This is a genomic window from Amycolatopsis vancoresmycina (assembly GCF_000716785.1).
In the GTDB taxonomy this organism is placed as follows: domain Bacteria; phylum Actinomycetota; class Actinomycetes; order Mycobacteriales; family Pseudonocardiaceae; genus Amycolatopsis; species Amycolatopsis vancoresmycina.
The window spans coordinates 113,911-137,027 of sequence record NZ_JNYY01000013.1; the positions used below are offsets into that span (position 1 = coordinate 113,911).

The 23,117-nt window shown below is 67.8% G+C and carries 26 protein-coding genes and 1 pseudogene; 8 read left to right on the plus strand and 19 right to left on the minus strand.

All coding sequences use genetic code 11. The annotated features are described in order from the left end of the window. Positions 1-256: 256 nt before the first annotated feature. A complete protein-coding gene (gene msrA / locus OO60_RS28350) occupies positions 257-772 on the minus strand; it encodes a peptide-methionine (S)-S-oxide reductase MsrA (protein WP_004558995.1) in 516 nt (171 codons plus the stop codon). A 138-nt stretch (positions 773-910) separates the two neighbouring features. Here msrA and OO60_RS28355 point away from each other — a divergent pair, with 138 nt between their 5' ends. After that, positions 911-1,288: an STAS domain-containing protein gene (locus OO60_RS28355; RefSeq protein WP_004558996.1), complete on the plus strand. Its 378-nt coding sequence runs from the start codon at positions 911-913 to the stop codon at positions 1,286-1,288. An 81-nt stretch (positions 1,289-1,369) separates the two neighbouring features. Here the strand turns inward: OO60_RS28355 and OO60_RS28360 are convergent, their stop codons facing one another. Both OO60_RS28360 and OO60_RS28365 read right to left on the minus strand, forming a co-directional pair. Then, entirely contained in the window at positions 1,370-2,080 is a 711-nt protein-coding gene (locus tag OO60_RS28360) for a 2OG-Fe dioxygenase family protein (protein ID WP_004558997.1), read from the minus strand. A 30-nt stretch (positions 2,081-2,110) separates the two neighbouring features. Continuing rightward, positions 2,111-2,986, minus strand: coding sequence for a helix-turn-helix domain-containing protein (locus tag OO60_RS28365; RefSeq protein WP_004558998.1), 876 nt, complete (start codon positions 2,984-2,986; stop codon positions 2,111-2,113). Positions 2,987-3,276: 290 nt separating this feature from the next. On the opposite strand from OO60_RS28365, the gene OO60_RS28370 reads away from it, so the two are divergent. Further along, positions 3,277-3,696: a hypothetical protein gene (locus tag OO60_RS28370; protein ID WP_244885594.1), complete on the plus strand. Its 420-nt coding sequence runs from the start codon at positions 3,277-3,279 to the stop codon at positions 3,694-3,696. Between the two features lie 7 nt (positions 3,697-3,703). On the opposite strand, the gene OO60_RS28375 is transcribed toward OO60_RS28370, so the two are convergent. After that, a complete protein-coding gene (locus OO60_RS28375; protein ID WP_033262466.1) occupies positions 3,704-4,003 on the minus strand; it encodes a hypothetical protein in 300 nt (99 codons plus the stop codon). A gap of 122 nt (positions 4,004-4,125) precedes the next feature. Here OO60_RS28375 and OO60_RS28380 point away from each other — a divergent pair, with 122 nt between their 5' ends. Both OO60_RS28380 and OO60_RS28385 read left to right on the plus strand, forming a co-directional pair. Further along, entirely contained in the window at positions 4,126-5,037 is a 912-nt protein-coding gene (locus OO60_RS28380) for a hypothetical protein (protein WP_033262467.1), read from the plus strand. 68 nt (positions 5,038-5,105) lie between these two features. Beyond that, positions 5,106-5,543, plus strand: a complete 438-nt coding sequence (locus OO60_RS28385; RefSeq protein ID WP_033262468.1) for a L,D-transpeptidase — start codon at positions 5,106-5,108, stop codon at positions 5,541-5,543. Here the strand turns inward: OO60_RS28385 and OO60_RS28390 are convergent. Further along, the gene (locus OO60_RS28390) at positions 5,498-5,941 is read right to left on the minus strand and encodes a hypothetical protein (RefSeq protein WP_244885596.1); all 444 of its coding nucleotides are present in this window, start codon (positions 5,939-5,941) and stop codon (positions 5,498-5,500) included. The two genes, OO60_RS28385 and OO60_RS28390, sit on opposite strands and share 46 nt — an antisense overlap. Beyond that, positions 5,938-6,369: a hypothetical protein gene (locus OO60_RS28395; RefSeq protein ID WP_033262469.1), complete on the minus strand. Its 432-nt coding sequence runs from the start codon at positions 6,367-6,369 to the stop codon at positions 5,938-5,940. Before OO60_RS28395 ends, OO60_RS28390 begins: the two co-directional genes overlap by 4 nt. A gap of 105 nt (positions 6,370-6,474) precedes the next feature. Between OO60_RS28395 and OO60_RS28400 the strand changes: the two genes are divergently transcribed. Continuing rightward, positions 6,475-7,836 (plus strand): NAD-dependent succinate-semialdehyde dehydrogenase, encoded by a 1,362-nt coding sequence (locus tag OO60_RS28400; protein ID WP_033262470.1) that lies wholly within the window; start codon positions 6,475-6,477, stop codon positions 7,834-7,836. A gap of 9 nt (positions 7,837-7,845) precedes the next feature. Here the strand turns inward: OO60_RS28400 and OO60_RS28405 are convergent, their stop codons facing one another. The 8 genes and pseudogenes from OO60_RS28405 to OO60_RS28430 form a co-directional block, all read right to left on the minus strand. Next, positions 7,846-8,115, minus strand: a complete 270-nt coding sequence (locus tag OO60_RS28405) for a hypothetical protein (RefSeq protein WP_162186957.1) — start codon at positions 8,113-8,115, stop codon at positions 7,846-7,848. 32 nt (positions 8,116-8,147) lie between these two features. Further along, positions 8,148-8,423 carry a hypothetical protein gene (locus tag OO60_RS28410; protein ID WP_033262509.1) on the minus strand — a complete coding sequence of 92 codons (276 nt, stop codon included), beginning with the start codon at positions 8,421-8,423 and terminating at the stop codon, positions 8,148-8,150. 85 nt (positions 8,424-8,508) lie between these two features. Further along, positions 8,509-8,763 (minus strand): annotated as a pseudogene (locus tag OO60_RS47895) (hypothetical protein); the annotation flags it as partial. A 34-nt stretch (positions 8,764-8,797) separates the two neighbouring features. Beyond that, a complete protein-coding gene (locus OO60_RS28415) occupies positions 8,798-9,064 on the minus strand; it encodes a hypothetical protein (protein ID WP_004558833.1) in 267 nt (88 codons plus the stop codon). Between the two features lie 102 nt (positions 9,065-9,166). Beyond that, on the minus strand, positions 9,167-9,724 hold the full coding sequence (locus tag OO60_RS28420) for a flavoprotein (protein WP_004558834.1): 558 nt from the start codon (positions 9,722-9,724) through the stop codon (positions 9,167-9,169). A gap of 4 nt (positions 9,725-9,728) precedes the next feature. Beyond that, entirely contained in the window at positions 9,729-10,964 is a 1,236-nt protein-coding gene (locus OO60_RS28425; protein ID WP_004558835.1) for a helix-turn-helix domain-containing protein, read from the minus strand. A 95-nt stretch (positions 10,965-11,059) separates the two neighbouring features. Further along, positions 11,060-14,695 carry a PIN domain-containing protein gene (locus OO60_RS46595; RefSeq protein WP_155849001.1) on the minus strand — a complete coding sequence of 1,212 codons (3,636 nt, stop codon included), beginning with the start codon at positions 14,693-14,695 and terminating at the stop codon, positions 11,060-11,062. A gap of 626 nt (positions 14,696-15,321) precedes the next feature. Beyond that, positions 15,322-18,096 carry an AfsR/SARP family transcriptional regulator gene (locus tag OO60_RS28430; RefSeq protein ID WP_033262471.1) on the minus strand — a complete coding sequence of 925 codons (2,775 nt, stop codon included), beginning with the start codon at positions 18,094-18,096 and terminating at the stop codon, positions 15,322-15,324. Between the two features lie 117 nt (positions 18,097-18,213). On the opposite strand from OO60_RS28430, the gene OO60_RS47225 reads away from it, so the two are divergent. Further along, positions 18,214-18,357, plus strand: coding sequence for a hypothetical protein (locus tag OO60_RS47225; RefSeq protein WP_003090404.1), 144 nt, complete (start codon positions 18,214-18,216; stop codon positions 18,355-18,357). A 161-nt stretch (positions 18,358-18,518) separates the two neighbouring features. Then, the gene (locus tag OO60_RS28435; RefSeq protein ID WP_003090405.1) at positions 18,519-18,890 is read left to right on the plus strand and encodes a DUF742 domain-containing protein; all 372 of its coding nucleotides are present in this window, start codon (positions 18,519-18,521) and stop codon (positions 18,888-18,890) included. Here the strand turns inward: OO60_RS28435 and OO60_RS28440 are convergent. Both OO60_RS28440 and OO60_RS28445 read right to left on the minus strand, forming a co-directional pair. Next, complete coding sequence (locus OO60_RS28440) at positions 18,877-19,707, minus strand: alpha/beta fold hydrolase (protein WP_003090406.1); 831 nt, start codon at positions 19,705-19,707, stop codon at positions 18,877-18,879. The two genes, OO60_RS28435 and OO60_RS28440, sit on opposite strands and share 14 nt — an antisense overlap. A gap of 62 nt (positions 19,708-19,769) precedes the next feature. After that, positions 19,770-20,393 carry a TetR/AcrR family transcriptional regulator gene (locus OO60_RS28445; RefSeq protein WP_003090407.1) on the minus strand — a complete coding sequence of 208 codons (624 nt, stop codon included), beginning with the start codon at positions 20,391-20,393 and terminating at the stop codon, positions 19,770-19,772. Between the two features lie 29 nt (positions 20,394-20,422). Between OO60_RS28445 and OO60_RS28450 the strand changes: the two genes are divergently transcribed. Further along, a complete protein-coding gene (locus OO60_RS28450) occupies positions 20,423-20,689 on the plus strand; it encodes a hypothetical protein (protein WP_003090408.1) in 267 nt (88 codons plus the stop codon). Here OO60_RS28450 and OO60_RS48240 read toward each other — a convergent pair. Genes OO60_RS48240 through OO60_RS28465 form a run of 3 tightly spaced genes read right to left on the minus strand, consistent with a single transcriptional unit; the run spans position 20,686 to position 23,023 of the window. Further along, positions 20,686-22,233: a WXG100 family type VII secretion target gene (locus tag OO60_RS48240; RefSeq protein ID WP_003090409.1), complete on the minus strand. Its 1,548-nt coding sequence runs from the start codon at positions 22,231-22,233 to the stop codon at positions 20,686-20,688. The genes OO60_RS28450 and OO60_RS48240 overlap by 4 nt on opposite strands. Beyond that, positions 22,233-22,547, minus strand: a complete 315-nt coding sequence (locus tag OO60_RS28460; RefSeq protein WP_003090410.1) for a hypothetical protein — start codon at positions 22,545-22,547, stop codon at positions 22,233-22,235. The genes OO60_RS48240 and OO60_RS28460 overlap by 1 nt, the downstream gene beginning before the upstream one ends. Further along, a complete protein-coding gene (locus OO60_RS28465) occupies positions 22,544-23,023 on the minus strand; it encodes a YbaB/EbfC family nucleoid-associated protein (RefSeq protein WP_033262472.1) in 480 nt (159 codons plus the stop codon). Before OO60_RS28465 ends, OO60_RS28460 begins: the two co-directional genes overlap by 4 nt. Positions 23,024-23,117 lie beyond the last annotated feature (94 nt).

Consider the following 23,117-nt stretch of genomic DNA (forward strand, 5'->3'; position numbering starts at 1 on the left):
ACGGTGGGGAAATGGTGCGGCTTAGCGAAAATCAGGATCCGTTGCCGAAGGCTCGTGAACAAGCGACGAACGTACGGTCTTATCGGGGAGTAGCAATACATCCCAAACAGGACAATTGACGCTATTAGGATCTGAACTGTCGACTGTCCACTGAGGACTCGGCGCGGATCACCGCCGTTCGGGTGATCTTGACTGCCGCCGAGACGACGAAGGCCCCCTCGCCTGCTCGGCGAAGGGGCCCTCGGTGGTGCTGGGGTCAGGCGGTCTTCTCACGCTTCGGGAGCTTCCAGCCCGGGCGCACGAAGTGGCACGTGTACCCGTTCGGAATGCGCTGCAGGTAGTCCTGGTGCTCCGGCTCGGCCTCCCAGAAGTCGCCCGCCGGGCTGACCTCGGTGACGACCTTGCCCGGCCACAGGCCCGATGCGTCGACGTCGGCGATCGTGTCCTCGGCGACCCGCTTCTGCTCGTCGTTCTCGAAGAAGATCGCCGAGCGGTAGCTCAGGCCGATGTCGTTGCCCTGGCGGTTCTTCGTCGTCGGGTCGTGCACCTGGAAGAAGAACTCGAGCAGGTCGCGGAACGTGGTCTGCGCCGGGTCGTAGACCACCTCGATGGCCTCGGCGTGGGTGCCGTGGTTGCGGTAGGTGGCGTTGGGGACGTCGCCGCCGCTGTAACCGACCCGGGTCGAGATCACCCCGGGCTGACGGCGGAACAGCTCCTGCATGCCCCAGAAGCAGCCGCCGGCCAGGACGGCCCTTTCGGTTGACGTGCTCACGGCGTCACTCCTTCTCCTCGTGCGGGGTTACCGTCGGTACAACTTCCCCCGGCCCCCGATGATTCCACGCGGGTATTACGGAAGCCTGACGTGACGTGCGACGATGGGCGGGGACGGGACTCTCTCCCGGGAGGCGCGATGCGCGACGACATCGCCTCGGAACGGCCCGGCGGCGTGCTGGTCGTCGAAGTGCGAGGCGAACTGGACATCGACACGGTGCTGCGGTGGACGACGGTGTTCGAAGCCGCCATCTGCGAAATGCCGGGGCCGCACCTGCTGGTGCTCGACCTCGGCCTGCTGGAATTCCTCTCGGTCCGCGGGGCCCGCGGACTGCTGGGCGCGCTCGCCCTGTGCCGCGAGCGCGGGATCGCGGGCTGCCTGATCGTGCCGCCCGGCAGCGATGTCGAGCGGGTGGTCCGGTTCACCGGGCTGGCGGCCCGGGCGCCGGTGTTCTCGCACCGGCTGCTCGCGATCGCCGCCTACCAGCCGGTCGCGGTGCGGTGGCTGCCGAGGTGAGCCGGTTTCGGCCGGACGCCCCTCGGCGCCGCCGGATCCTCGGTGCCGGGCCCGGGGCACCGGCGATCCGGCGCCCCGGCGTCAGCCGAGGCCGTAGGTCTGCGGATAGTCCACAGTGCACACGAGCGCGTCGCGCCGGGCCCGCCGGCCCGCCGGGGCGACCAGCGGGCTGGCGGTGTGCAGGAACCGGGCGTCCTCGAACACGATGAGCTGGCCGGGCTCGAGCCGCTGCGCGTGGACCGGGGTTTCCGGGTCTTCGGGCCGGAACAGGGTCGTCTCCGCGCCGGTGCCGTCGCGGTCCACGACGTAGACGAAGACGAACTCCTCGCCGTCGGCGTGCGGCCGGGTGACGACGTTGGTGAAGGTCCGGAAGATGTTGACGCCGAAGGTCCCCCGCGGCCGGCGGCGGTGCTCCGGCAGCAGGCCCAGCGCGGCGCGGATCCACGCCGCGAACAGCGGGTCGCCCGCCACTGGCGTGCGCCGGTATTCCCGCCGTTCGGGACGGCCCCCGCGGTCCTCGATGGCGATCTCGGGGTGCTCGGCCAGCGTCAGGTCCTCGCCGTGCCACGCGTACTCGACGACGTCGCGGGCGCGCTCCCGGTCGGCGGGGATGTCGCCGGGGTAGCAGCGGAGGACCTCCGGCGTGAAGTACGTGCGCAGCAGGTGTTCGCGCAGCTGCCCGCCCGGCAGGCCCAGCTCGTCGTCCGACACGACGAGGTAGCCGTCGGTGTCGAGCTGCTTGCGGGCGAGGCGGAGGTCTTCACCGGCGGAACCGGGAAGGTCGAAAGCCATGCATTCGTCCCAACGTGAAGGGAAAAGGGGTCAGCCGAACTGCCCGGCCTGGATCTCGCGGATCAGCGCGCGGCTTTCGTCGGGTTCCAGCGAGGCGGCGACCAGCGCGTCGTGGTACCCGCGGTAGTAGGCGACCGTTTCGGCGGTCTCGATGTGCCGGAACCCGGCATGGGTCTCGATGTGCACGATGTCGCGGTCGAGTTCGTCCTCGAACTCGAAGTAGGCGTACATGCAGCTCATGGAGAACAGCGGGGGGTGGGAGAAGGGGAAGACGCGCAGTTCGACGTTCGGCGCGGTCGACCGTTCCACCAGGTGGTCCAGCTGGGCGTGCATGATCTCGCGGGAGCCGACGAACTGCCGCAGCGCGGTCTCGTGGGTGACCGCGACCAGCTTCAACGGCTCCATGCCGTCACGCTCGGCGAGGGCGTGCTTGCGGCGTTCGCGCAGTTCGACGAGCCGGTCGACCTCCTCGGCCGACCACCACGACTCGTGCGTGGAGTACTGGGCGCGCGCGTACTCGGGGGTCTGCAGCAGCACCGGCAGCAGCGGGATCGTGTAGATCCGGGCCACCGTCGCTTCGGTCTCGTACGCGAGGTGCGCGTCGAGCCCGGGGGTCGCCGTGGTCTGCGAGTAGTCGGTCCACCAGCCCTGCCGCCCGGACGCCTTCACCCAGCGCATCAGCCGGTCGGCCAGCTGGGTGTGCTCGATCCCGTAGAACCGGATCAGGTCGCGGACGTCCCTGGCCTGCGGGCTGCCCTGCGCGTTCTCGAGCCGGGAGAGCTTCGACGTCGAGATCAGCAGCTCGTCCGCCACCTCGTCGAGGGTGCGGCCGGACTCGTCACGCAGGTTCTTGAGCGTGTCCGCGATCCTCCGGCGGGGCACGATCGGGCCTTGCGTGGGGGCCATGGGGACCTTCGTTCTGGCGGGGTGGGCCGTTCTTGGTGGGAGCCCATTGTGGGTTTCCCACCGCGCCGCGACCATACTCCCCCGCGCTGACCGAGCGCCGACGCCACCCTTGTCGGCGATTCGCGACATTTTCCCTGACGGACAGGCTAGGCCGAAGGGGTAGTCCCAAAGCGGGATCTCGCCGTGGGAATTGCAAAGCGCGTCTGCCCAGGCTGACACTTGCAGGGCGGGGCCGCAGCCAGGCCCGGCGCACGGCGCCGAGGGGAAGGGGCCAGACCATGTTCGTCGTAGTGAGATTCGGTGTGCTCGTCCGGGTGCTGGCCGGCGCCGCCGCCGTGGGGTTCCTGCTGTTCCTGCTGCTCGGCGGCCTGAGCCCGGGCGCGGCCGATTCGCCGGGGCCGACGGCACCGAACCCCGCCGCCGGCGGCAGCGACCTGCTGGCGCGCAGCACGCCCACGCCGTACGTCGTGGCCGGCACGGGCAGCGGCCTGAACGTCCGGTCCTGCGCGGCGCCGACGTGCCGCCGGGTCGGCTGGGTCGCCGAAGGCGCCACGTTCGCGGCCGAATGCTGGACGCACGGCACGCCCGCCGCGGGCGACGACCGCTGGCTGCGCGGCACGGCCGGCGGCAGCACGGGCTACGCGGCCGCGCACTTCCTCCGGGGCAGCGGCGCACCGGAGTGCGGCACGAGCCCCGCGCGCCGGATGTGAAGCGCGGTCACTCGCCGCGCATCGAGCGGCGGATCTCGGCCAGCCGGTCCTTGGCCGCCTGGTCGCGGTCGGCGATCTGCTTGTCGAGGGCCTCGGCGGTGTGCTCGGTGCCGAGCCCGGCGACGTCGGCGGCCCCGAGCGACGTGGTGTACCGGTTCTCGATCTTGTCCCGGACGAAGTCGAAGCTCGGGACCCCGCCGTCGCTGTAGTCCGGATCCGGCAGCGGCGGCGACGGGATCGCGATCGCCGCGGTCGGGGTGTCGTCGACGATTTCGCCGTCGATCACGTTCCGGTCGTCGTTGCTCATCTCCCGACCTTAGCGCCGTTGTGGGCAGTCCTGCCGCAGTCAGTGGGTAATTCGGCCGTGGGCCGGGCGGGCGGGGTGGGGAATTCTCGACGCGCACAGCCGGTGTCCGGAGGGAGCAGAGCATGAGTGCCGGGGCCTACCGCGCCGAAACCGCGGAAATGGGGGCGGTCGTCAGGGCGGTCGAGGACGTCGGGTCGTCCTTCCTCTCGGCGACGCGCGATCTGGAAGGCCTGGTGCTGGACGCGTTGTCCTTCGCCGGCATCGGCAGCGGGGTCGCCGCCGCGAACACCGCGTTGCACTCGACGCTCGGCAGCGCGCTCCAGAAGCTGCTCGGCCTCCTGACGAACGTGAACCAGAACGTCCAGACCGCCGCGGACGGCTACCGGGCCGCCGACACCGACGTCGCCCAGGCCTACGGGGGCGGGCAGGGCGGCGGGGGTGGCGCCGCGGCGGCCGCCGCCGTGCCGCAGCAGCTCGACCCGCGGGTCGTCGACTCGATCATGCGGTCCGAAGGTGCTACGGGGGAGCAGGGCGGGGTGCCCGAGGCCTACGGCTTCCGGCAGAACATGCACAACGGCTACGACCGGATCGTCGCCGCGCGCGAGCAGTACGGGATCGGCAGCGCCGAAGAGCGCGCGGTCGTCGCCGACCTGATGACCGCGAACGCGCGCACGGCGGGCGCGCTGAACTTCACCGATCCCGGCACCCAGGCCGCGATCATGTCCGGCGCGCACATGCGCGGCGCCGGCGGGGTCCGTGCCATCCTCAACCACATGGCGGGCGACGACATCGTCCGCAGCTCGCGCACGCTGTCCGACGCGGCGATCCAGCACGCGCAAGGCCTGACGCCCGAGCAGTTCCAGCAGGAGTTCCGCGACGCGCGCGTCGAGTACGACCGCCAGGTCTACGGCGGCACGACCACCACCCAGGGCGGCCACACGCAGAACTGGTGGGACCGCTACGGCAACGGGCTGACCCGCCGCTACGACCGCGAGCAGAACGAGTTCCTCGGCCTGTCGCAGCCGCAGAACTGAAAGCCGGTTCGAAGATCGCCCGAATGGGCACTCTCGTTGAGTAGCCGAACGACAACGGGAGGCACACGATGAACCGGAGGATGATCGCACTACTGGGCGGGGTCGCCGCGATGGCGGGGACCATGGCGTTCGCGGGAACGGCCGAAGCGGCGTCGACGCCGTGCAGTGCCGAAGCGAAGGCCTGCGTCCAGCGCAGTTCGAATACCGCGTGGCTGACCGACGGCGCCGGGAACGTCACCTACGGCGGCGTCCCGATCACCGTGGGGCTGCCGAAGTACCCGACCCCGCTGGGGAAGTTCCAGGTGCAGTACAAGGACATCGACCACTACAGCAAGCAGTTCAACGGGCCGATGCCGTACTCGGTGTTCTTCACCACCACCGGGGTCGCGTTCCACCAGGGCAGCCTGAAGGTCAAGTCCCACGGGTGCGTGCACCTTTCGCACGCCGCCGCGGTGACGTTCTACAACTCGCTGCACCCGGGTGACGTCGTCGAGGTCGTGCCCTGATCCGTCCGTTGTGGACGGTCGAGAAGCGCGCCGGTGACGGCGCCGAACACCAGGTGGTCCAGGATCTGCGGCCCGCGCGGCAACTTCTGTATGGTGGGGTAGCCGCGGGCCGCGATCCCGAGGTCCAGCCCGGCGATGACCAGCCCGGCGGCCGCGCCCCCGCCGGCGCCCAGCCGGTGGCGGCGGGCGAGCGCGGCGAGCACGCCGGTCCAGACGGCGGCGACGAAAACGTGTACGACCAGCCCGGCGGCGACGCCGGGCCGGTGGCGCCGTCCCGGCAGCAGGGTGCCCGCCGCGCGGGTGGCCGCGAAGACGTCACGGCCGGTGACGAGCGCGTGGACGGTCGACGGTATCCCGCTCACCACGGCCGCGGCGGCGCCCGCGCTCGCCGCCCTCATCCGGCCAGGTACGCGGCCACCCGGATCCGCAGGCCGCGGACGTGGGGGAGCGCGATCGTGAACGCCGGGGCCGGCCGGTACCCGGGCCACGGGTCGCCGTGCGCGCACGGACCGGCGAAGTAAACGAAGCCGTCTTCGTCGTCGTAGCGGCCCGGTGTCCAGACCTTCGCGTCGCCCGCGCGGGGATTCCGGGCCCGTGCGGCCCAGTAGGCGTCGTGCTTCATGACGCGGCGCAGCTGCCCGGCGAACACCGCTAGCTCGCCTTCCGGGAGCCCGAGGCCGCGCCCGCACCACACCCGCGGCAGGCGCTCCGACGTGCGCGCGGGGCTGCCGAAGATGACCGCGCCGTCGGCGAAGTGCCGCGTCCAACGCGTTTTTTCCGGGGCTGTTACGGCGAAATCGGGTCCGCCGGTGAGTTCCAGCGTCATGGGGGAACGATAGTCGATCAAGCGGGAAGGGGTACCGCCGCGCGGGTGCCGATCATTGCCGAGATAGTGTATACAGTATCCAGTAGCCTGGCGAAGGAGGCCGTCGTGTACACAGTCACCAACCCGGCGACGGGCGAGCTGGTGGACGAGATCCCGAACGCGGCCGACGAGGAGGTCCGCGCCGCGATCGCCCGCATGCACCGCGGCTACGGCGCCTGGCGCACCCGGCCGGTCGCCGAGCGCGCCGCGGTCGTGCTGCGCGCGGCGGAGCTGTTCGCCGAGCGCGCCGACGAGCTGGCCGCGATCATGACCCTGGAGATGGGCAAGCGGATCAACGAAGGCCGCGGCGAAGTGGGAGTTGTCGCCGACATCTTCCGGTACTACGGCTCGCAGGGCCCGAAGCTGCTGGCGGACGAGCCCCTCCCGATCCGCGGTGGCGAAGCGGTGCTGACGAAGGAGCCGATCGGGGCGCTGCTGGGCGTGATGCCGTGGAACTTCCCGTGCTACCAGGTCGCCCGGTTCGTGGCGCCGAACCTGGTGCTGGGCAACACGATCCTCCTCAAGCACGCATCGATCTGCCCCCGCTCGGCGGCGGCGATCGAGAAGGTGCTGCACGACGCCGGCGTGCCTGCGGACGCGTACGTGAACGTGTTCGCGTCGAGCCGCCAGGTGCCGTGGATGCTCGCGGACCCGCGCCTGGCCGGCGTGTCCCTGACGGGCAGCGAGCAGGCGGGCATCGCGGTGGCGGCGGAGGCGGGCCGCAACCTCAAGAGGTGCGTCCTGGAGCTGGGTGGTTCCGACCCCCTGATCGTGCTGGACACCGACGACCTGGACGAGACGGTGAGGACGACGGCAACGGCCCGGATGCGCAACTGCGGCCAGTCGTGCAACGCACCGAAGCGCATCATCGTTCTGGCCGACCTGTACGAGGAGTTCGCGGACCGGTTCGCCAAGCGCGTGACGGAGTACTACATCCCGGGAGACCCGGCTGACCCATCGACAACACTGCCCCCACTGGCCTCGAGGGCAGCAGCGGACGAGGTGGCGGCCCAGATCGAAACGGCGGTCGCTTCGGGGGCGACGTTGCGCGCGGGCGGCCACCGGGTGTCGGGACCGGGGGCGTACGTGGAGGCAACGGTGCTGACGGACGTGACACCGGAGATGGCGGCCTACCACGAGGAGATCTTCGGCCCAGTGGCGTTGTTGTTCCGCGCGGAGAGCGAATCGGAGGCGGTGAAGCTGGCGAACGACACACCGTTCGGATTGGGAGCGAGTGTGTTCGGGACGGACCGAGCCCGCGCGGCCCGGGTGGCGCGGGGAATCGAGGCGGGGATGGTGTACGTGAACAAGTCGGGCGGGTCGGAGGCGGATCTGCCGTTCGGGGGAATCAAGCGGTCGGGAATGGGCCGGGAGCTGGGGCCGCTGGGAATCGAGGAGTTTATGAACAAGAAGCCCATCCGCCTCTGACCTGCTTGGTCAGTCCATGAGCGCGATCCTCTCCTCATCGCGCCTGAACTCCGCCTTGATTTCGCGGGCCACGCGGCCCCACATCATGTACGAGTTGACCTCCAGCGCCTGCGCCAAGCCCACCATGATCTCGGCGTCCCGCAGCCACCGACACCCGCACTCCAGCTCGGCGAGTTCCACGGCGTCGATACCGGCCCGCTTGGCCACGACTTCCACGGTTTCGTCCCGCAGCTCGCGCAAACGCCGCAACCACGGACCCACTACCGCACGATCACTCATCAATCCTCAATCCATGAAACGCGACCAACACTTCAGGTACCGCCACTGTCACGTGCGTCCGGAGCCGCCACGCGCGCAGTCAGCAGCGCCGCCAGCTCGTCCACCCCGTCGCGGAGCCGGCGAAGGAACACCGCGCAATCCGGCCACTCGTCCCGATCGCGCGGGACGGTCAGCGACACCGCCGACGTCGCCCCAGTCACCACCAAAGCTGGGGGACTGGCCGGGTCCGGACCGGTCTCCTCCACCGACACCGGATCGCGGGGCTCGACCGTCCATGTGACCCCGAACCCGTCGACCCGAAGCACCATCACTGTCTGCCTTACTCGCCCAGTCCGTTGCCAGTTCCGAGAATCCATCGGCCGCCGACTTCAACGCCGCCACGCACCACCGCCCGATCGGCCGCATCCCCGGCAACGCCTCCGATGTCGTCGGACCCGGCAGAACCTCCGCGAGAAGCGTGATCTCGAACGAAGCCCGCTTCGCCCACGTTTCGGCCGGGTCGGTGACCAGCACCTTCCACTGCTGCTTCCCGGTCACCTCGTCGACCCGCTGCCGGACCAGGCGATTCGCGGCCCGGTCCTCACGCGACTGGTACTCGTTGTCCGGCGACACCTCGACGCCCAAACGGTGTCCCGTGTCGATAGCCATGCTCAATTTCCCTTACAGGTCTTGGTTTTCGCGCTCAGTCGCGCTCTTCCGACCACTCGGCGCCGAGAGGAGAGGAGTAGGTGCGGTTCTGCGTCTCGCACCACTCGCCAAACTCGTTCGCGGCCACGGCGAGACTCCGCGCGAACCGCGCGGAGTCCATCAGGCCGCCGATCCGAGCCGGTACCTGAATCATGATCGCGGTCTCATCGCCCCCGGCCACAAGTTGGCGGACGCCGGGGGAAGGTGACACGACGGCAGCGCCGTATCCGGCGAGGGGCTGAATCACCACGTGAATGCCCATGTGCTCTCCCGATGTCTCGGCTTCCGCGCGTCCGATTGGGCGCGCTGTGATCAGGAAACACCCGGGTGGGAGAGATCACCCGGACAAACTGTCCGGGTGGGTTCAGCGGTCGGCCGGAACGGCCTTCTCGATCGCGTCCAGCATGGCTGACCAGGGCAGATCCCGGCCAGGAGCGGACCGCGGTTCGTGCAGAGGCCAGACGTCGTCACCGTAGAGCAGGTCCACGCCGACCCTCTTGAGGTTCTCGATGTGCATGGTCCAGAACGGCTGACGTGCGTGCGCTGCGTTGACGCGTGGGAAGACGATCACCGGCAGGTTCAGCGTTCCGATTGCCTCGTTGACCTGCGTCAATGCCTGATTGTCGGCGATGCCGAGAGACATCTTGGCGACGAAGTTCGCCGAGGCCGGCGCCACCAGGTAGCAGCTCGGGGCGGGGTGTGGGCTCTTCTGCGACGGCGAGCGGGGCTCGACCCGCACCGGGTAGCCGGTGGCCTGCTCGATCTCGTCGAGCTGCCCGGTCTCGGCCAGCCAGCGGCCGGCGGTGGGGGTCAGGGTGACCGCGACCGTCCAGCCTCCTTCCTGGGCAGGCTTGATCAGGCGCGGAAGCAGGTCTTCAACCCCGCCGGCCCCGGAGGCGGCCAGCCCGAGAACTCGCGACATCCGGCTACCTCACCGCGCTGCAGCGCTCGGCCAGCGCGAGCAGCGCCGAGGATTTGCCTGCCGTGGCGGGAGCGCGCCGGTACATGGAGCGGACGACCTCCCGGACCATGGTGTTGTGCCGGACGATGGTCGGTGACTTTTGCTCGGCCTGCAGGAGGACTTGTAGGGCGTCGTCGTCCTTGGCGAGCAAGCTGAGTGCTCGGGCGAAGTCGATCAGGTATGTGACCTGGCGTTCCACGGGCAGGTGGTCGACGTTGACGCGCGGGGCGGTCTCGATCACCTGGCTGACGTCGCCGAGGTCCAGTGCGGCCGACAGGCGGTGGAGTTCCACGTTGGCCGGCCCGAAACCGGTCTGCCAGTAGTTCGCGTCCACTCCCAGCTGATCAGCAGCGGTTTTCGCGTGGCCGAGGAGGTCGTTCGCTGTGGTCCGGTCCTGGTGCCGCGCCGCTGCGACAGCGGTACGAAGGTAGAGCATCCCGTAAAGACTCAACGCAGCCGGATCACCCTTCGCCATCCTCGGCAGCAGCCACTTCGCCGCGACGTCGCCCAGCTCAAGCGCGTCATCGAACCGACCTACGGCCAGGAGAGCGTGCGTACCGGACCGGGCGGCCGAGGCCAGAACTAGTGGATCATCGGAGTCGTCCGCCGCCTGCATGGCGCGTTCGGCCGCGATCCAGGCGAGGTCAGCCTCGCCGATTTTGCTCAGCGTAGTCGCGGCCAGGTGGTGCACTCGCGCCGAGATGGCCGCGCAGGCCCGCTTGTACTCGGCATCGTCGGCCGAGGCCGCCTCCATCGCCTGCGTGGTCTTGATCAGCCCAGGCAGTGCAGCGACGACCCGTCCGAGGTCGCCCTTCTGGTAGTTGGACCAGGCACCTTCGACCAGCTGTCGAACAGACTGCGGGTCGATGTACTCGGGCGACATGGCTGAGGAGAACAGTGTCCGCGACAGCCGGCGGGGAGCCATCAGAGCGTCCCGGATCGCCGGGACGTCGTCGTGCTTGTCCTGTTCGTCCATCAGCACGGGTTCGCCGAGCAGATCACCCAGTGTTACCCGTAGCGCCCGCGCGAGGTCGGCCAGCACGTCTAGCCTGCGGATGTCCCGCTCACCGCGCTCGATCTTGCTCAACCAGTCTTCAGTGCGTCCCACCAGGTCAGCAAGAACCGCCTGCGACAGCCCACGCCGCCGCCGGTAGAACGCGATCCGCTCACCGATGCTGAGCTGGTCACCCGCACCACGCATGAACCCAGGCTAGCAGTCACCACGTTACTAGATCGTCCACCTTGTTGACTGCTCGTCAATGGCTTCAACGAACCGGTTCTAGGAGTCTTCCGGATCTATTCGACTATGAGAAGCCGCCGAACGGTTTCTCTGTCTGCGTTATCTAGTTCCAAAGACACTGCGATGATCATTCTGACTACGTCGGCTTCCTGGAGCGTCTGCGATAATGCTTTCTTCATCACGGTCACGAGATTTGGGAGTACATCGGGACACTGTGAACCATGTAAGGCTGCGCGGGATGCCGGTAGTAGTTCTGCTAGAAATTCGGAGCGCAGTCCTTTTATGCCAACGGCCATGAAAAGCAAGCTAGCAGCTGCAACGGATCCGTGATTGCTATTCTTCTCCTTGGTTGCGCCGATGGTTGCCCAGTACAGCCACATGGCGACATCATCAGGCGCGTTCTTGGCGACTCTTTCGAGCATGTCAAGCCATGACAGAAATGTCGGTTTAGTCTTCCATAGTGTTGGCCTCGAATAGGCGAATGCCACGGCTGGCGAGTGCCAACTATCCTGTTCGAGTATCCGATGGAGAGCGATTGAATCGAATGGGATATCTACACATCGTGCGCGGCGCATGGCGTCAACGGTCTGATTGACTTCCAATTGACTAATTTTTCCAGTGGACATGAGTGCGTCAAGAAGTGCGACAGTGCCGAAGGACTTCACGCCAAGATCTCGTGCGTACATTCGAAGGGCTGCATCATCGGCAAATAGCGGTACATCATTGCTTAATGCGTGATCGACGGGAAGCAGCCATGGAAGCATTCGATCGATCTTTTGTATTTCGTCTGCGCGCGGAATCGCCGTGATCTGTGGCCAGTCGACGATGTCTAGGTCCTCGGTAGCTGCAAGCATCCACTGTGCGTACTCCCGCAGATAGGCTCGGCCATCTGGGTCTGCCTCGGAGAAACTTGGTGCATCTGACTCGACATCCCAGCCTATAGAGCCGTCTGAAGGCATTAGAAAACTTTGTACGGCTTGCACTATGTCCGAGCGAGTCTCCACTGTAACAAATATGCGGTCAAATGCCTGAGTCAACTTGGGCCATATGTTTTGCAGGAGAAAACCAAGTGCAAATGTGCTTGTGTCTATCGTCACCCGACCGTCTAAGGCTTGTCGTGCAACCAAGGCTTCTTCTGTGGAGATTGTTGGGTCGGGAATTTGTATTGGGAAGCATCCTGCTGGCCGGCCCACAAGGGCGGTCGCGTATGGCTTCCCAACTAGTGTGGATATCAGCCCGTGTGGAATCTTGGAGTCAGCCAACTGCTTGCAGAACTCGGCTAACTGCTCGGCTCCGGGCTCTAGGTGCTGGCGAAGTATCTCGCGCAGCGCGGCTGGATCTGGGTCGTCAGGAAGGTCAACGGCAAAGAATGATGGATCATTCGGATTATTCGCGACGAATGTGGAAAACGCCATCCGGAGTCGCTCTGTCATATACGGGGATAGCTCTACTCCGTGAGACCACAAAATAAGCCGACCGAGAATCTGTCCAGAAAATCCTTCGACGGTTTCACCGAATGTCTCAACAAAGTCTAATGCTTGCTGCGCCAACCTCTCGTCTTTGCGGTATCTTGTCGCAAGATCAAGCCACATTACTATCCTTGCCGGGTTTGTCGGCTCAAGAACTGGCTCGTCATTAACGACATTCCACGCAGCTTGGAATAGACGTTGGTTGAATAGTGACCCAGCAAGAATCCAGCGCCTGTCCTCGGTTGGTCCCTGTTCATCTATAAGGCCGCGGACGCGCTCCTCCATCTCTCGCCATGCGTGACGTTGTTGTGACGAGCTGATCCGTATCTCGTGGAGAGATGCACGTAGGCCAGCGTCGTCTCCCAGGGAGGCGAGGGCCTCAACGGCCGTGTCGTCAGCCCGTACAAGTTCACCGTGATTGGCAAGCTCTTGGGCTGCCCGAGCGCGAAACCGCGGGTCATTGAACTTGGCCGCCGCGTGATTCAGGGTATCGACGGCGAGATCAATTTGACCTCTATCGACATAGATTCGTACGATCATTTCTATGACGAGCGGTGATCTGTTTCGCCAGGATCTAAGTTGCTCTAATGCTGCATCAAGGTTTCCTGTGGCGATGTCGTGTCTGGCCACGACGAGTGCATCGTATACGTCAACCTCGGGACTTAGTTCATGGCGGTCAGGTATCTCTGCACCTATGGACGCGAGGCCCATCCTAACGGCGTGCTTGTCGTTCTTATCTGTTGCCAGGTTCCATGCAATTTGATATTTCGCTGCGAGAGCTTCGATCTGGGGATGCTCGAAAAATGCCGTGAATTTAGCTTCTAGGAACGCGCGCTCAAAGGTCATCTCAAGAGAGGCGATTGTTCGAGTTGCCAAAACTCGATTTCCTTCGGCAATCGCTGCTTCTGCAACCATGCGAAGCACGTTAGGGTGCTTGGCTTCTTCTTGGGTTGATTCGCCGTCTGGTTGTTCGACGCCCAGGTGAATAACGTCCGCCCAATCGCCACGGTCAAGTGCTAGTTCGCATGCGTAGAGGGTTGCCTCGGTGCTGTCGCCTCCCCATTCGCGTCGCAAGTCGCGGGCTGCGAGGGCAAGATTCCTGGCTTCTCTGCTCTCTGCAAATCCAATAAAAGTGCGGGACTGCTGTGCGGCTAACACTGAAGTGCTAACTAGCATGAGGCGTGGTCCGGCGTATTCGGGATAAATTTGTATTATCCTGCGGAAGTAAGGGATTGCGGCTCGTGGACCCTCTTCGATTGATATAGCCTGAGCGATAATCGTATCTGCGTCGACGCCGAGTTGACCTACTACTCGCGCGGCGGCCAGGATTCCTGCGGCGTCGTTCAAGATGGCTGCGCGAATGAGTGCCACGAGTGGATTGGACGATCCGAGCCTCTCCGCCTGATTTAGGAGAGAGTTCGCTCGATCTAGGTCTTCGGTGGCGGAGGCGTCTAATGCTGCACGGCAAAGGTTTGAAGAACGATCCCGTCCGAGATCTGAGACCTTCTCGAATAGGGCGGAAGATGCGGCGCGGTCGGAGTATGCGTGGGCGCATTCTGCAAGGAAGAGCCACGCTTCAACGTTGGCGGCATCGATCCACTCAGGTGGAACCCTCGCTAGCTCCGACACTGCGGTTTTTCGGTCGTTTGACTTAAGCACCGACGTCAGGAGTCCGGCGGCCACTATTGGTTGCTCAACATACATAACCTCCAATATTTCCCTTGCGCCCGGTGGGATTTGCCGGAGAAGTTTGGCTAGGTCTTTCTTCGCGGCGAGCAGTTCCGCAAGATTGCTAATATCAGATCGCAAGGTTGTAATGTCGCTATGCAAGCGATGTCCGGCAATTGCAATCGAGCGGGAAGGATCCAGGTTCTCTACAAGTGTCAACAATGTTGCATTCACTAATTTGGAAGCTTGTTCGTGCAGCTCATCGCCTTGCGGAGGGTGTCGAAAGGTAAAGGTGCTCTTGATGTACCTTTCTAATTCTCTGACTAGTGTCTCGTGACGCTCATCTCCATAGGTGTCTATGATGTCATTCCAAACATCTGGATCGGTGAACCACCTCTTATAGGCGCGACCGGTCTTGAGTCCTGTTTCTAGCTTTACGGCCCGGAATACTTTCCTGCGCTCGGAGCCGCGCTTCGCTATGTAATTGATGAACCGGGTAAATGTGTCTTGAGCTAGTACGCTGGTCCCAAACCACAGTAGGACGGTTGTGAGCATTCGTATCCCTCGTGAACCCTGGTCGCTGCCGAATTTAGCTCTATGGGATCAAGGCGCGCCGCCGACGGCGGCGCGCACGTCACCACCCGCGCGGCGGGCCCGCCCTCATGCGACACGGACGGCCTGCCGCTCCGCTCCGGCCGCCGGTCGCCGGGCGGCCCGCCGGAGGGCCGGCTGTGTACGCGCGCCGCCGGGAGCTGGTTGATCCACTCGTCCCCATACGCCCAGAGACGTCGGCGAGTCGATCAGTGTTACGCCGACCGGAGCACGATCAGGTGACCGCTTCCTCGTCGGCGATCGTTTAACACCGGCCGACCGCCATCAAGGGCGCCTTCGGCGTCGCTGCGCGATGGACGCAAGCGCCCACCCTTGACACCGGCCTTCCGGCGCTAACGGCAGCGGGGACGAGGAAGACGGGGGAGAGCTGCCACCGGGCCAGATGGGCACAGGGGCAGCGAGGAGCCAGGCCGTCTACAGGCCGTCAGACGTCCAGACAGGCTCGGACGCGACCGGACCCAACAGGCGCAAAAGAGCAGGTCAGAGGCGGTCCGGCCAAGAACGCCCCCAGGCCCACCGACCGCCTGGATAGTTCATGAACAAAAAGCCCATCCGCCTCTGACCCTCACCTACCGCGCGAGAGTCCCGAGCAACTCCCGCACCGCTTCGGCCTCCGGCGCCCGCAACTCGCCATACGCGGCCAACGCCGCCTCCAAATGGCGCCGGGCCTCGGCGCCCTCCCCGGCGGCAAGATGACTCACACCCAACCCATGGTGCGCCACCGCGCATTCGAGCAGGTCGCCGGATTGTCTCGCCAGCTCCAATGCCTTCCCGTACAACGAGATAGCCTCAAGCCCCCTCTTCGTGGCCGCCAGGTCGTTGAGGACCGTCACCTCGAGGTTCGCGTTGCCGCCCGAGCGGGCGAACTCCATTGCCCGGCGGAAGTGCTCCTCTGCCTGCTCCGCCCGGCCCAATCCCGCATACGCACTACCCAGCGCCGACAACACCGGTCCGCCCAGGCCGGCCGATCCCAGGTCCTCCGCTATGCGGCCGCTGCGGTGCAAGTACTCCACCGCCTTCGCGTGGTCGCCGCACCAATGGTGGTGCTCTCCTATGTTGCACAGCGCTATTCCCTCCAGCAACGCGTAGCCCGTCCGGCGCGCTGCCGCCAGTGCCAGGTCGTACTGCTTGCGGGCCTTCAACCGGTTGCCGCGGATGTCCGCGATCGTTGCGATGCTGTTGCGGGTCATGCTCTCCAGAAGGTCGTTGCCCTGCTCCACCGCCGAAGCCAATGCCTCGTCGAGGTGTGACGCGGCCTCGTCGAAACGGCCCAGGAAGATCAACGTCTTGCCGACGGCGTGGCCGGCGAACCCCCGTTCGCGTGTTCCCGGGCCCGCCATGGCCAACGCGGCCGTGTGGAGCGCCAGCGCCTCGTGATGGTGCGCCGCGACGTACAAGTACCGCCACAGCGTTGCCGACAAGGCGACCACCTGCCCGGCCAGCGCCTCCGGTGCGTCCAGCGCCAACGCCACCATCGTGGCCCGCTCCGCGTCCAGCCACGCCCGCGCCGTCCGGGCGTCCGCGAACGACGGGCGGGGGCCGGGTGGGGGCGGGCGCAGGTAGGGCTCGTGCGGGGAGAACAAATCCATCGCCGCCGCGGCGGTGCACAGGTAGTGGTCGAACAAGCGGGTCGTCGCCGCCTGGCGGGTTTGTGGGTCCAGCAGCTCCGCCGCATACAGCTTGACCAGGTCGTGCATCCGGAAGCGGCCCGGCAAGTGCTCCTCCAGGAGGCTGGCCGCGCACAGCACGCGCACCGCCCGGACGTCCCCGAGCAGCGCCGCCGCGGCCGCGCGGCCGATGTCGCCTGCCGGAATCAGGCCCAGCAAGCGGAACGCCGACGCCGCCTCGGGGGTGAGGGACCGGTAGGACGCTTCGAACACCGCGCGCAGGCTCGCGGTCAGCTCGCCGGTGTCCAGCGCGTCCAGCCGGCTCTCGCTCAGCTCGGCGGCCAGCGCCGCCAGGCGGCGGCCCGGCCGGCCCGCGACGCGGGCGGCCACGATCGCCAGCGCCAGCGACAGCCCGCCGCACCGGTCCAGGATTTCCCTTGCCGCCTCGGGTTCTTCGGCCAACCGGGCCGCGCCCAGCTTGTGCGCCAGCAGCTCCCGCGCCTCGCCTTCGTCGAGCGTCCGCAGGGGCAGCGCGCCCGCGCCGTGCGTGGTGAGCAGGCCGCCGAGCTCGTGGCGGCTGGTGACGAGCACCGAACACGACGACCCGCCCGGCAGCAACGGCGTCACGTGCCGCGTGTCGCGGGCGTTGTCCAGCACCACGAGCAGGCGCCGCCGGGCCGTGAGACTCCGGTACAGCGCCACCTGCCCGTCCGGCTCCGGCGGGATCGACGCCGCGGCCACACCCAGGGCGGCGAGGAACCCGCGGACCGCGCGCTCGGCCGGCACCGGCTCGTGTGCCGGGTCGAAGCCGCGGAGGTCGACGTGGAGCTGGCCGTCGGGGAACCGGCTCGCGTGGTCGGTCGCCCACCGGAGCGCCAGCCACGTCTTCCCGAGGCCGCCCGCGCCGGAGATCACCGCGATCGAGCCGTCCGGGGCCAGCAGCTGATCGAGCGCCGCCAGTTCGGCGGTGCGCCCGGAGAACGAGGCCGGCGCCGCCGGGAGCTGCCGCGGTTCCGGGCCGCTGCCGGCCAGGATCCGCTCGTGGAGGCCGCGCAGCCGCGGGCCCGGGTCGGCGCCGAGCTCGTCGGCCAGGCGTGACCGGACCGCTTCGTACTCCCGCAGCGCGTCGGCCGGACGTCCGTCGAGGAACAGCGCCTCGATCCGCTGCGCCGCCGCCCGCTCGCCGCCGGCGCCGTCCGGTGCGGGCCGCGCGAGCACGGCGGCGTGGGCGCCGGTGCGCAACCGGAGGTCGTCGCGATCCAGCACGGCCGTGTCGTGCCGGCGCTCCAGCTCGCGGCGGACCTCATCCACCCACGGCGAATCCAGCTCGCTGAGCGGCGTTCCCCGCCAGAGCGACAGAGCTTCGTCGTACAGCGCGAGGGCTGCTTGGTCGTCCGTCGTCGTCTTCGCCAGCCGGACGAGGTGCTCGAACCGGTGGACGTCCACCAGCAGCGGATCGGCGACGAGGACATAGCCGTCACGCTCGCGCTCGATCGTCACGCCGTCGAGCGCACCCAGCAGGGCGCGCAGCCGCGAGACGTACGCGTACAGCGAGTTCCTCGGCTGCCGGGGTGGCCGTTCGCCCCACACGCGGTCGACGATCCGGTCGGCCGGGACCGCCCGGCCGACGTCGAGGAGCAGCACCGCCAGCACGTCACGCTGACGCGCGTGCCCGACGTCGAGCCGCGTGCCACCGGCCACGACCTCGACGGCGCCCAGCACCCGCAGCTCCACCACGACCCCTCCCTGCCCTCAGGCGTAGCGGATCGGCGCCGCCCCGGCAAGGTCTGTTCAAGGTTTTCCCAACGGCCCCGGCCCACCGTGACGGCACCGACGACCAGGGCAGGAGCCGAGATGATTTCCGACGCCTACCTCCGCGCACGCATCGCCGAGGTTCAGCAGGAGTTCGCCGCCGCCAGGAGGTGGTGCCGGCGGATCAAGCGCCTGGTGGCCAGGGCCCGGCGGGCGCGGAAGCCCGCGAAGTTGTCAGACGGCTGATAATCCCGCCGGATGACCTTCGTCCCCTGGGGTGGCGTCGTTCAACGGCGCCACCCTGACCTGCAGTTTACCGTCCGTTAGCCTGTTCGGTCGATTGCGGAGGAGTCGATCACGGTGTCGAATAATCGCCGACAAGGATTAATCGCCGTGAGGAGCTGGCTGTGCACTGGGGGACCGCGCTCGAAGACGGAGGGGCGGCGGGACTCGTCCGTCCGTACTTCCGCACCCACGGCCGGACGCGGCCGACGCGTGACCTTCCCGTCGAGACGCTGGTCTCGACCACCGCGCGCGGGCGGGCCATGACGCGCGGGAGCACGCCGGAAGAGTCGGAAATCTGCGTGCTGTGCCGCACCTCGCAGTCGGTGGCCGAGGTCGCCGCGCGGCGGCGCCTGCCGCTGGGCGTGGCCCGGGTGCTGCTCTCCGACCTCGCCGATCGCGGTCTAGTCGCCGTGCACACCGCGAAGCGCGGCAACGGCAACCGGCCGAACCTGGACCTGATGAAGCGCATCCTGCACGGCCTCAGCCGGCTGTGAACTCCCGGACCAGCCGGGCCAACTCTGCCGGCTGGTCCAGCGGCAGCAGCGTGTAGCTGTCCGCCACCTCGGCGAACTCGCTCTTGGGTAGCAGGGACGCCAGCCGTCGGCCGTGCTCGAGGGGCATCACGCGGTCCTCGGTGGCCCAGACGACCAGTACCGGGCGGTCGAAGGCCGGCAGCCGCTCGGCCGCTTCCACCAAAATGCCCGGTGCGGCGGCGGCCGCCCGGAGCACGCGAACCGTGTCCCGGCGGATGCCGGCCTGGCTCAGCAGCGGACGGATCCAGCGGGCCGTGGCCGCGTCTCCGCGTTTCGTCAGCCAGCCGAACGCGATCGGGAGGCGGCGCACCGCGCGCAGCCGCAGCTGCTGCACGAACAGCCCGAACAGGCGCGGCGAGAGCTTCCCCGCCAGGAACAGCGTCTTGCCGGTGAGGCCGGGCGGGAAGTTGTCGAACGCGTCGCACGACGCCAGCGCCACCCGGCTCACCCGGGGTGCGCCGCCGGTCATCAGCAGCTGGACCAGCGCGCCACCCGTGTCGACCCCGGCCAGGGTGACGTCCCGCAGGTCGAGCCGCTCCAGGAACTCCGCGAGCAGTTGCGCGATGCCGGGCATCGACAGGTCGGCGTCGTCGTGCACCGGGTGCCGGTGCGCGCCCAGCGGCAGCGTCGGGACCACGCAGCGCAGGCCGTCGAGCTGCGCCACCGGGGCGTCCCACAGCGAGCCGTCCATCAGGAGGCCGTGGACGAAGACGACAACCGGGCCCGCCCCGCCCGTGTCGGTGTACTCGACGGTGCCCGCGGACAGCTCGACCTGCATTGCAGCCTCCCAGAGAAGTCCCCCGGGGGAAGTGAACCACGTGGTTCGCAAACTGTCGAGGATCAGGGCGCGGCTTCCTCCCGTTCGACCGCCCGCAGCAGGGCCGCGAACCCGGCGGCCGCGCCGTCGCCGTCCGGGCTGGTCAGCAGGTCCACGAGGAAACCGCGCAGCGCCGCGAGGATCATCTCGGCCACCTCGAGCTTGCGCTGCTCCGGCCAGTGCGCCGGGCAGAACGACACCAGCGTCGGCAGGTACTGCTGGGAAGCACCCCGGCCGAGCGCGGCGTACCGGCCCGGGTCATACATCGCCAGGCCCATCGCCTGGTCGAGGACGCGCCGCAGCTGCGTCTCCTCGTCGCGGAGGCTGGCCCAGGCGGCTCGGACCCGGCCAGCGAGCGTCGGCGGCTCCGCTGCGACGGCCGTCAGCGCGTTGCCGATCCGCCGTTCCCGCAGCGTGAAGACCACCTGCCGCAGCAGGTCTTCGGCGCCTTCGAAGTGGTAGAGCAGCACCTTGTGCGTCGTGCCGGCCGCCCGGGCGGCGCGCCGCAGCGAGAAGTCGACGAGCCCGTTCTCGGCGACGTCGTCGGTGATCTTCGCCAGCAGTTCCCGGCGCCGGGCCTCGCCGCGCGGCGACCCGGCCGACCGCCGGTAACCCGCCCGTGCCGGTTCGTCGGTAGCGTTGTCCACGAAGGACAGCTTGGCACGGGGGACGGCGGATGCGGGTACTGGTGACCGGGGGCAACGCGGGGATCGGGTACTTCGCGGCCGAGCAGCTGCACGGCAAGGACGCCGGTGCGCGGCCCGCGGTGCGCGCGGTCCTCCGCCCGGACGTCGAAGGCGGGCAGCTGTGGGGGCCGCGCGTGTTCGGCCTGCGCGGCCGGCCGCGCCTCGAACCCCGCTGGGCGAACCTCACCGACGACGCGGCCGCCGCCCGGTTGTGGACCGAAAGCGTGGCGCTGACCGGACTGGACCCGCTCGGCTAATCGTCCTCGCCGGTGACGTTGCCGATGCTGGCGGGGACACCCTTGATCATATCGACGACGGTCTTGCCGGCCAGACCCGACTTGCCGAACCACGGATCGGTCATGACCTTGATCGCCGACTCGAACTTTTCGGCGCCCTCCTTGCCGAAGAGCTTGCCGAGCTCGTGCACGGAGAAGTTGCTGATCTTGTCGAACTTCTGCATGATCTCGGGCGTCACGCCGTCCACTTGGGACAGTTTGGTCTTGATGACGTCGGTCATCTGGTCGGTGAACGGCTTGTGCGGCTTGGGGTCCGGAGTGGACGGAGTGGGGTCCGGCTTCGGTTCGGGAGCGGGGGTGGGTGCCGGTTCGGGCTTCGGATCCGGCTTGGGTTCGGGTTTGGGTTCCGGAGTGGCCGCCGCGGGCTCGGGTTTGGGCTCCGGCTTGGGTTCGGGAGTGGTGTCCGGCTTGGGGTCGGGCTTCGGTTCCGGTGTGGCCGAGGACGACGAGGGCTCAGGCTTGGGTTCCGGCTTCGGCTCGGGCTCGGGCTTGGGCTCAGGTTTGGGCTCGGGCTTGGGCTCCGGAGTGGCCGACGAAGACGAGGGCGCCGGTTCGGGCTTGGGCTCGGGCTTGGGTTCCGGCGTCGGGTCCGGCTTGGGCTCGGGCTTCGGCTCCGGCGTCGCCGACGACGGTGTCGTGTCCGGCTTCGGCTCCGGTTTTGGTTCCGGCTTGGGCAGCGGTGTTGCGTCCGGCTTCGGGGTGGGCGTCGGCGTCAGGCTGCTCGTCGGGGGCTTGGCCGCCGCCAGGTCGTCGCCCGCCTTGCCCAGCTTCGTTAGTGCCTGCAGCAGGTCGCCGAGCTTCTTCGCCAGCTGGGCCAGCTTGGCGCCGATCTTGCCCAGTGCCGTCGCCACCGTGCCGATCGTCGTGCCGATGAAGATCGCGATCGACGCGCCGAACGTCACCGGGGCCAGCGCCGCCGCGATCAGGGCGCCCTTGACGATCGTCGCCAGGAGCATCGCGATCAGGTCGCGGAGGATGCCGCGGAAGGCGCCGACGATGCCGCCGGCGATCTTCATGTTCTTGCCGGCCTCGTCGAGGTAGCCGCCCAGGGAGGCCAGCTGCTCGGTGACCGCGTCCATGTCCTTCTTGAACTGGTCCGCGGCCTGCCCGCTCCAGTCCTTCAGCAGCACGTCGAGCGCCTGCTGGTGGTCGGCCGACCACTGCTCCAGCTTCTTCTTCTCCGCCGTCAGCGCTTCGCTGGCCGCCGCGATGCCGATCGGGTCGCCCATCAGGATGTCCAGCGGCCACCGCAGGATCGTGATGTGCTCGATGAGCCAGCCGATCCCGGCCGTGAGCAGGCTGCCGATCGGGTCGAGGACCAGCCCGATCGTCTCCAGCGCCATGCCGGCCGAGCCGATGCCGATCGCGACCTTGTCGTGCTCCTTGACGGCCTTGTCCAGGCCGATCGCCGCCTCGAAGAACCCGGCCCCGGCGGAGGCGTTGTCGCTGTTGAACAGCTCCGAACCGTGGAGGCTGACGTCCTTGCTCCGGTAGTCGTCGCCCACTATTCGAACCTCACGATCGAGTTCACGGCGTCTTCTTCGCCCGACTGGTAGCGCTTCGCCGCTTCGGCGACCTTGTCGGCGAACTCGCCGACGGTCTTCGCGTACTCGCCGAACTGGTGGTGGGCCTTGTCGGTCCAGGTGCTCGCGCCGGCCGCCATCAGCTGGCACGCCGGGTTGATGCCGAACATGCCGGGGTCGCACACCATCCCGCCGACCAGGTCCGCGGTGCTCTGCAGGTTGCTCTGCAACTCGTCGAGGTGCTTGCCGAAGTTCGCCAGCGGGTCCGCCGAGACCCGGAAGCCGCCGCCGCTCACCAGGGGTTCGATTCGTCGTCGAGGCGGTCGTCGGCCGCGGGACGTCGTCGCGGCGCCGCGGCCGGGGGCGGCGGAGGCGTCGGCTCGGGGCTCTCCGGGGCCGCGAAGTCGCCGTCCGGCGGCGGGTCCGGCGGCAGGAAGGACCGGACCATCGCGGTCGATTCCGTGTCGCCGTTGATGGCGGCGAAGGAATCCGCGACCGCCCGGGCGGTCTGACGTTGCGCGTCGCGGACCGCGCCCATGATCGCCGCGGTCAGCCGGGCCGGGCCCAGCTCGCACGCGCGGTGGCCGAGCTCGAGGTTCGTCAGCGCGCCGTTCGGAGCGAGTGTCACCGTCACCGCGCCGTCGCGGCTTCGGACCGTGGCGCCGGCGGTGGAGAGCGCTTCGTTCAGCGCTGCGGACTTCGACTGCATCTCCCGGATCTGCCGCTCGAGCAGGAGCTGGAAGTCTTCGCCTTGGCTGAGGTTCGGTTGCACGGCATTTGCTCCTCGACGCTCCGGCGCAGGTGGCCGGGTTCCATGATCGAGTAGGCTAGCGCATACCGGACATTCATCTGGAATTCGTCGGGGG

What these genes read in the sequence shown, in the direction of transcription:
- OO60_RS28450 (WP_003090408.1), top strand. Translation starts at nt 20,423, where the DNA reads ATGCGGGTACTGGTGACCGGGGGCAACGCGGGGATCGGGTACTTCGCG.
- OO60_RS28385 (WP_033262468.1), top strand. Translation starts at nt 5,106, where the DNA reads ATGAACCGGAGGATGATCGCACTACTGGGCGGGGTCGCCGCGATGGCG.
- OO60_RS28420 (WP_004558834.1), bottom strand. Translation starts at nt 9,724, where the DNA reads ATGTCGCGAGTTCTCGGGCTGGCCGCCTCCGGGGCCGGCGGGGTTGAA.
- OO60_RS46595 (WP_155849001.1), bottom strand. Translation starts at nt 14,695, where the DNA reads ATGCTCACAACCGTCCTACTGTGGTTTGGGACCAGCGTACTAGCTCAA.
- OO60_RS28410 (WP_033262509.1), bottom strand. Translation starts at nt 8,423, where the DNA reads ATGGTGCTTCGGGTCGACGGGTTCGGGGTCACATGGACGGTCGAGCCC.
- OO60_RS28405 (WP_162186957.1), bottom strand. Translation starts at nt 8,115, where the DNA reads ATGAGTGATCGTGCGGTAGTGGGTCCGTGGTTGCGGCGTTTGCGCGAG.
- OO60_RS28395 (WP_033262469.1), bottom strand. Translation starts at nt 6,369, where the DNA reads ATGACGCTGGAACTCACCGGCGGACCCGATTTCGCCGTAACAGCCCCG.
- OO60_RS28365 (WP_004558998.1), bottom strand. Translation starts at nt 2,986, where the DNA reads ATGGCCCCCACGCAAGGCCCGATCGTGCCCCGCCGGAGGATCGCGGAC.
- OO60_RS28375 (WP_033262466.1), bottom strand. Translation starts at nt 4,003, where the DNA reads ATGAGCAACGACGACCGGAACGTGATCGACGGCGAAATCGTCGACGAC.
- OO60_RS28380 (WP_033262467.1), top strand. Translation starts at nt 4,126, where the DNA reads ATGAGTGCCGGGGCCTACCGCGCCGAAACCGCGGAAATGGGGGCGGTC.
- OO60_RS28415 (WP_004558833.1), bottom strand. Translation starts at nt 9,064, where the DNA reads ATGGGCATTCACGTGGTGATTCAGCCCCTCGCCGGATACGGCGCTGCC.
- OO60_RS28425 (WP_004558835.1), bottom strand. Translation starts at nt 10,964, where the DNA reads ATGCGTGGTGCGGGTGACCAGCTCAGCATCGGTGAGCGGATCGCGTTC.
- OO60_RS28440 (WP_003090406.1), bottom strand. Translation starts at nt 19,707, where the DNA reads ATGCAGGTCGAGCTGTCCGCGGGCACCGTCGAGTACACCGACACGGGC.
- OO60_RS28360 (WP_004558997.1), bottom strand. Translation starts at nt 2,080, where the DNA reads ATGGCTTTCGACCTTCCCGGTTCCGCCGGTGAAGACCTCCGCCTCGCC.
- OO60_RS28355 (WP_004558996.1), top strand. Translation starts at nt 911, where the DNA reads ATGCGCGACGACATCGCCTCGGAACGGCCCGGCGGCGTGCTGGTCGTC.
- OO60_RS47225 (WP_003090404.1), top strand. Translation starts at nt 18,214, where the DNA reads ATGATTTCCGACGCCTACCTCCGCGCACGCATCGCCGAGGTTCAGCAG.
- OO60_RS28390 (WP_244885596.1), bottom strand. Translation starts at nt 5,941, where the DNA reads ATGAGGGCGGCGAGCGCGGGCGCCGCCGCGGCCGTGGTGAGCGGGATA.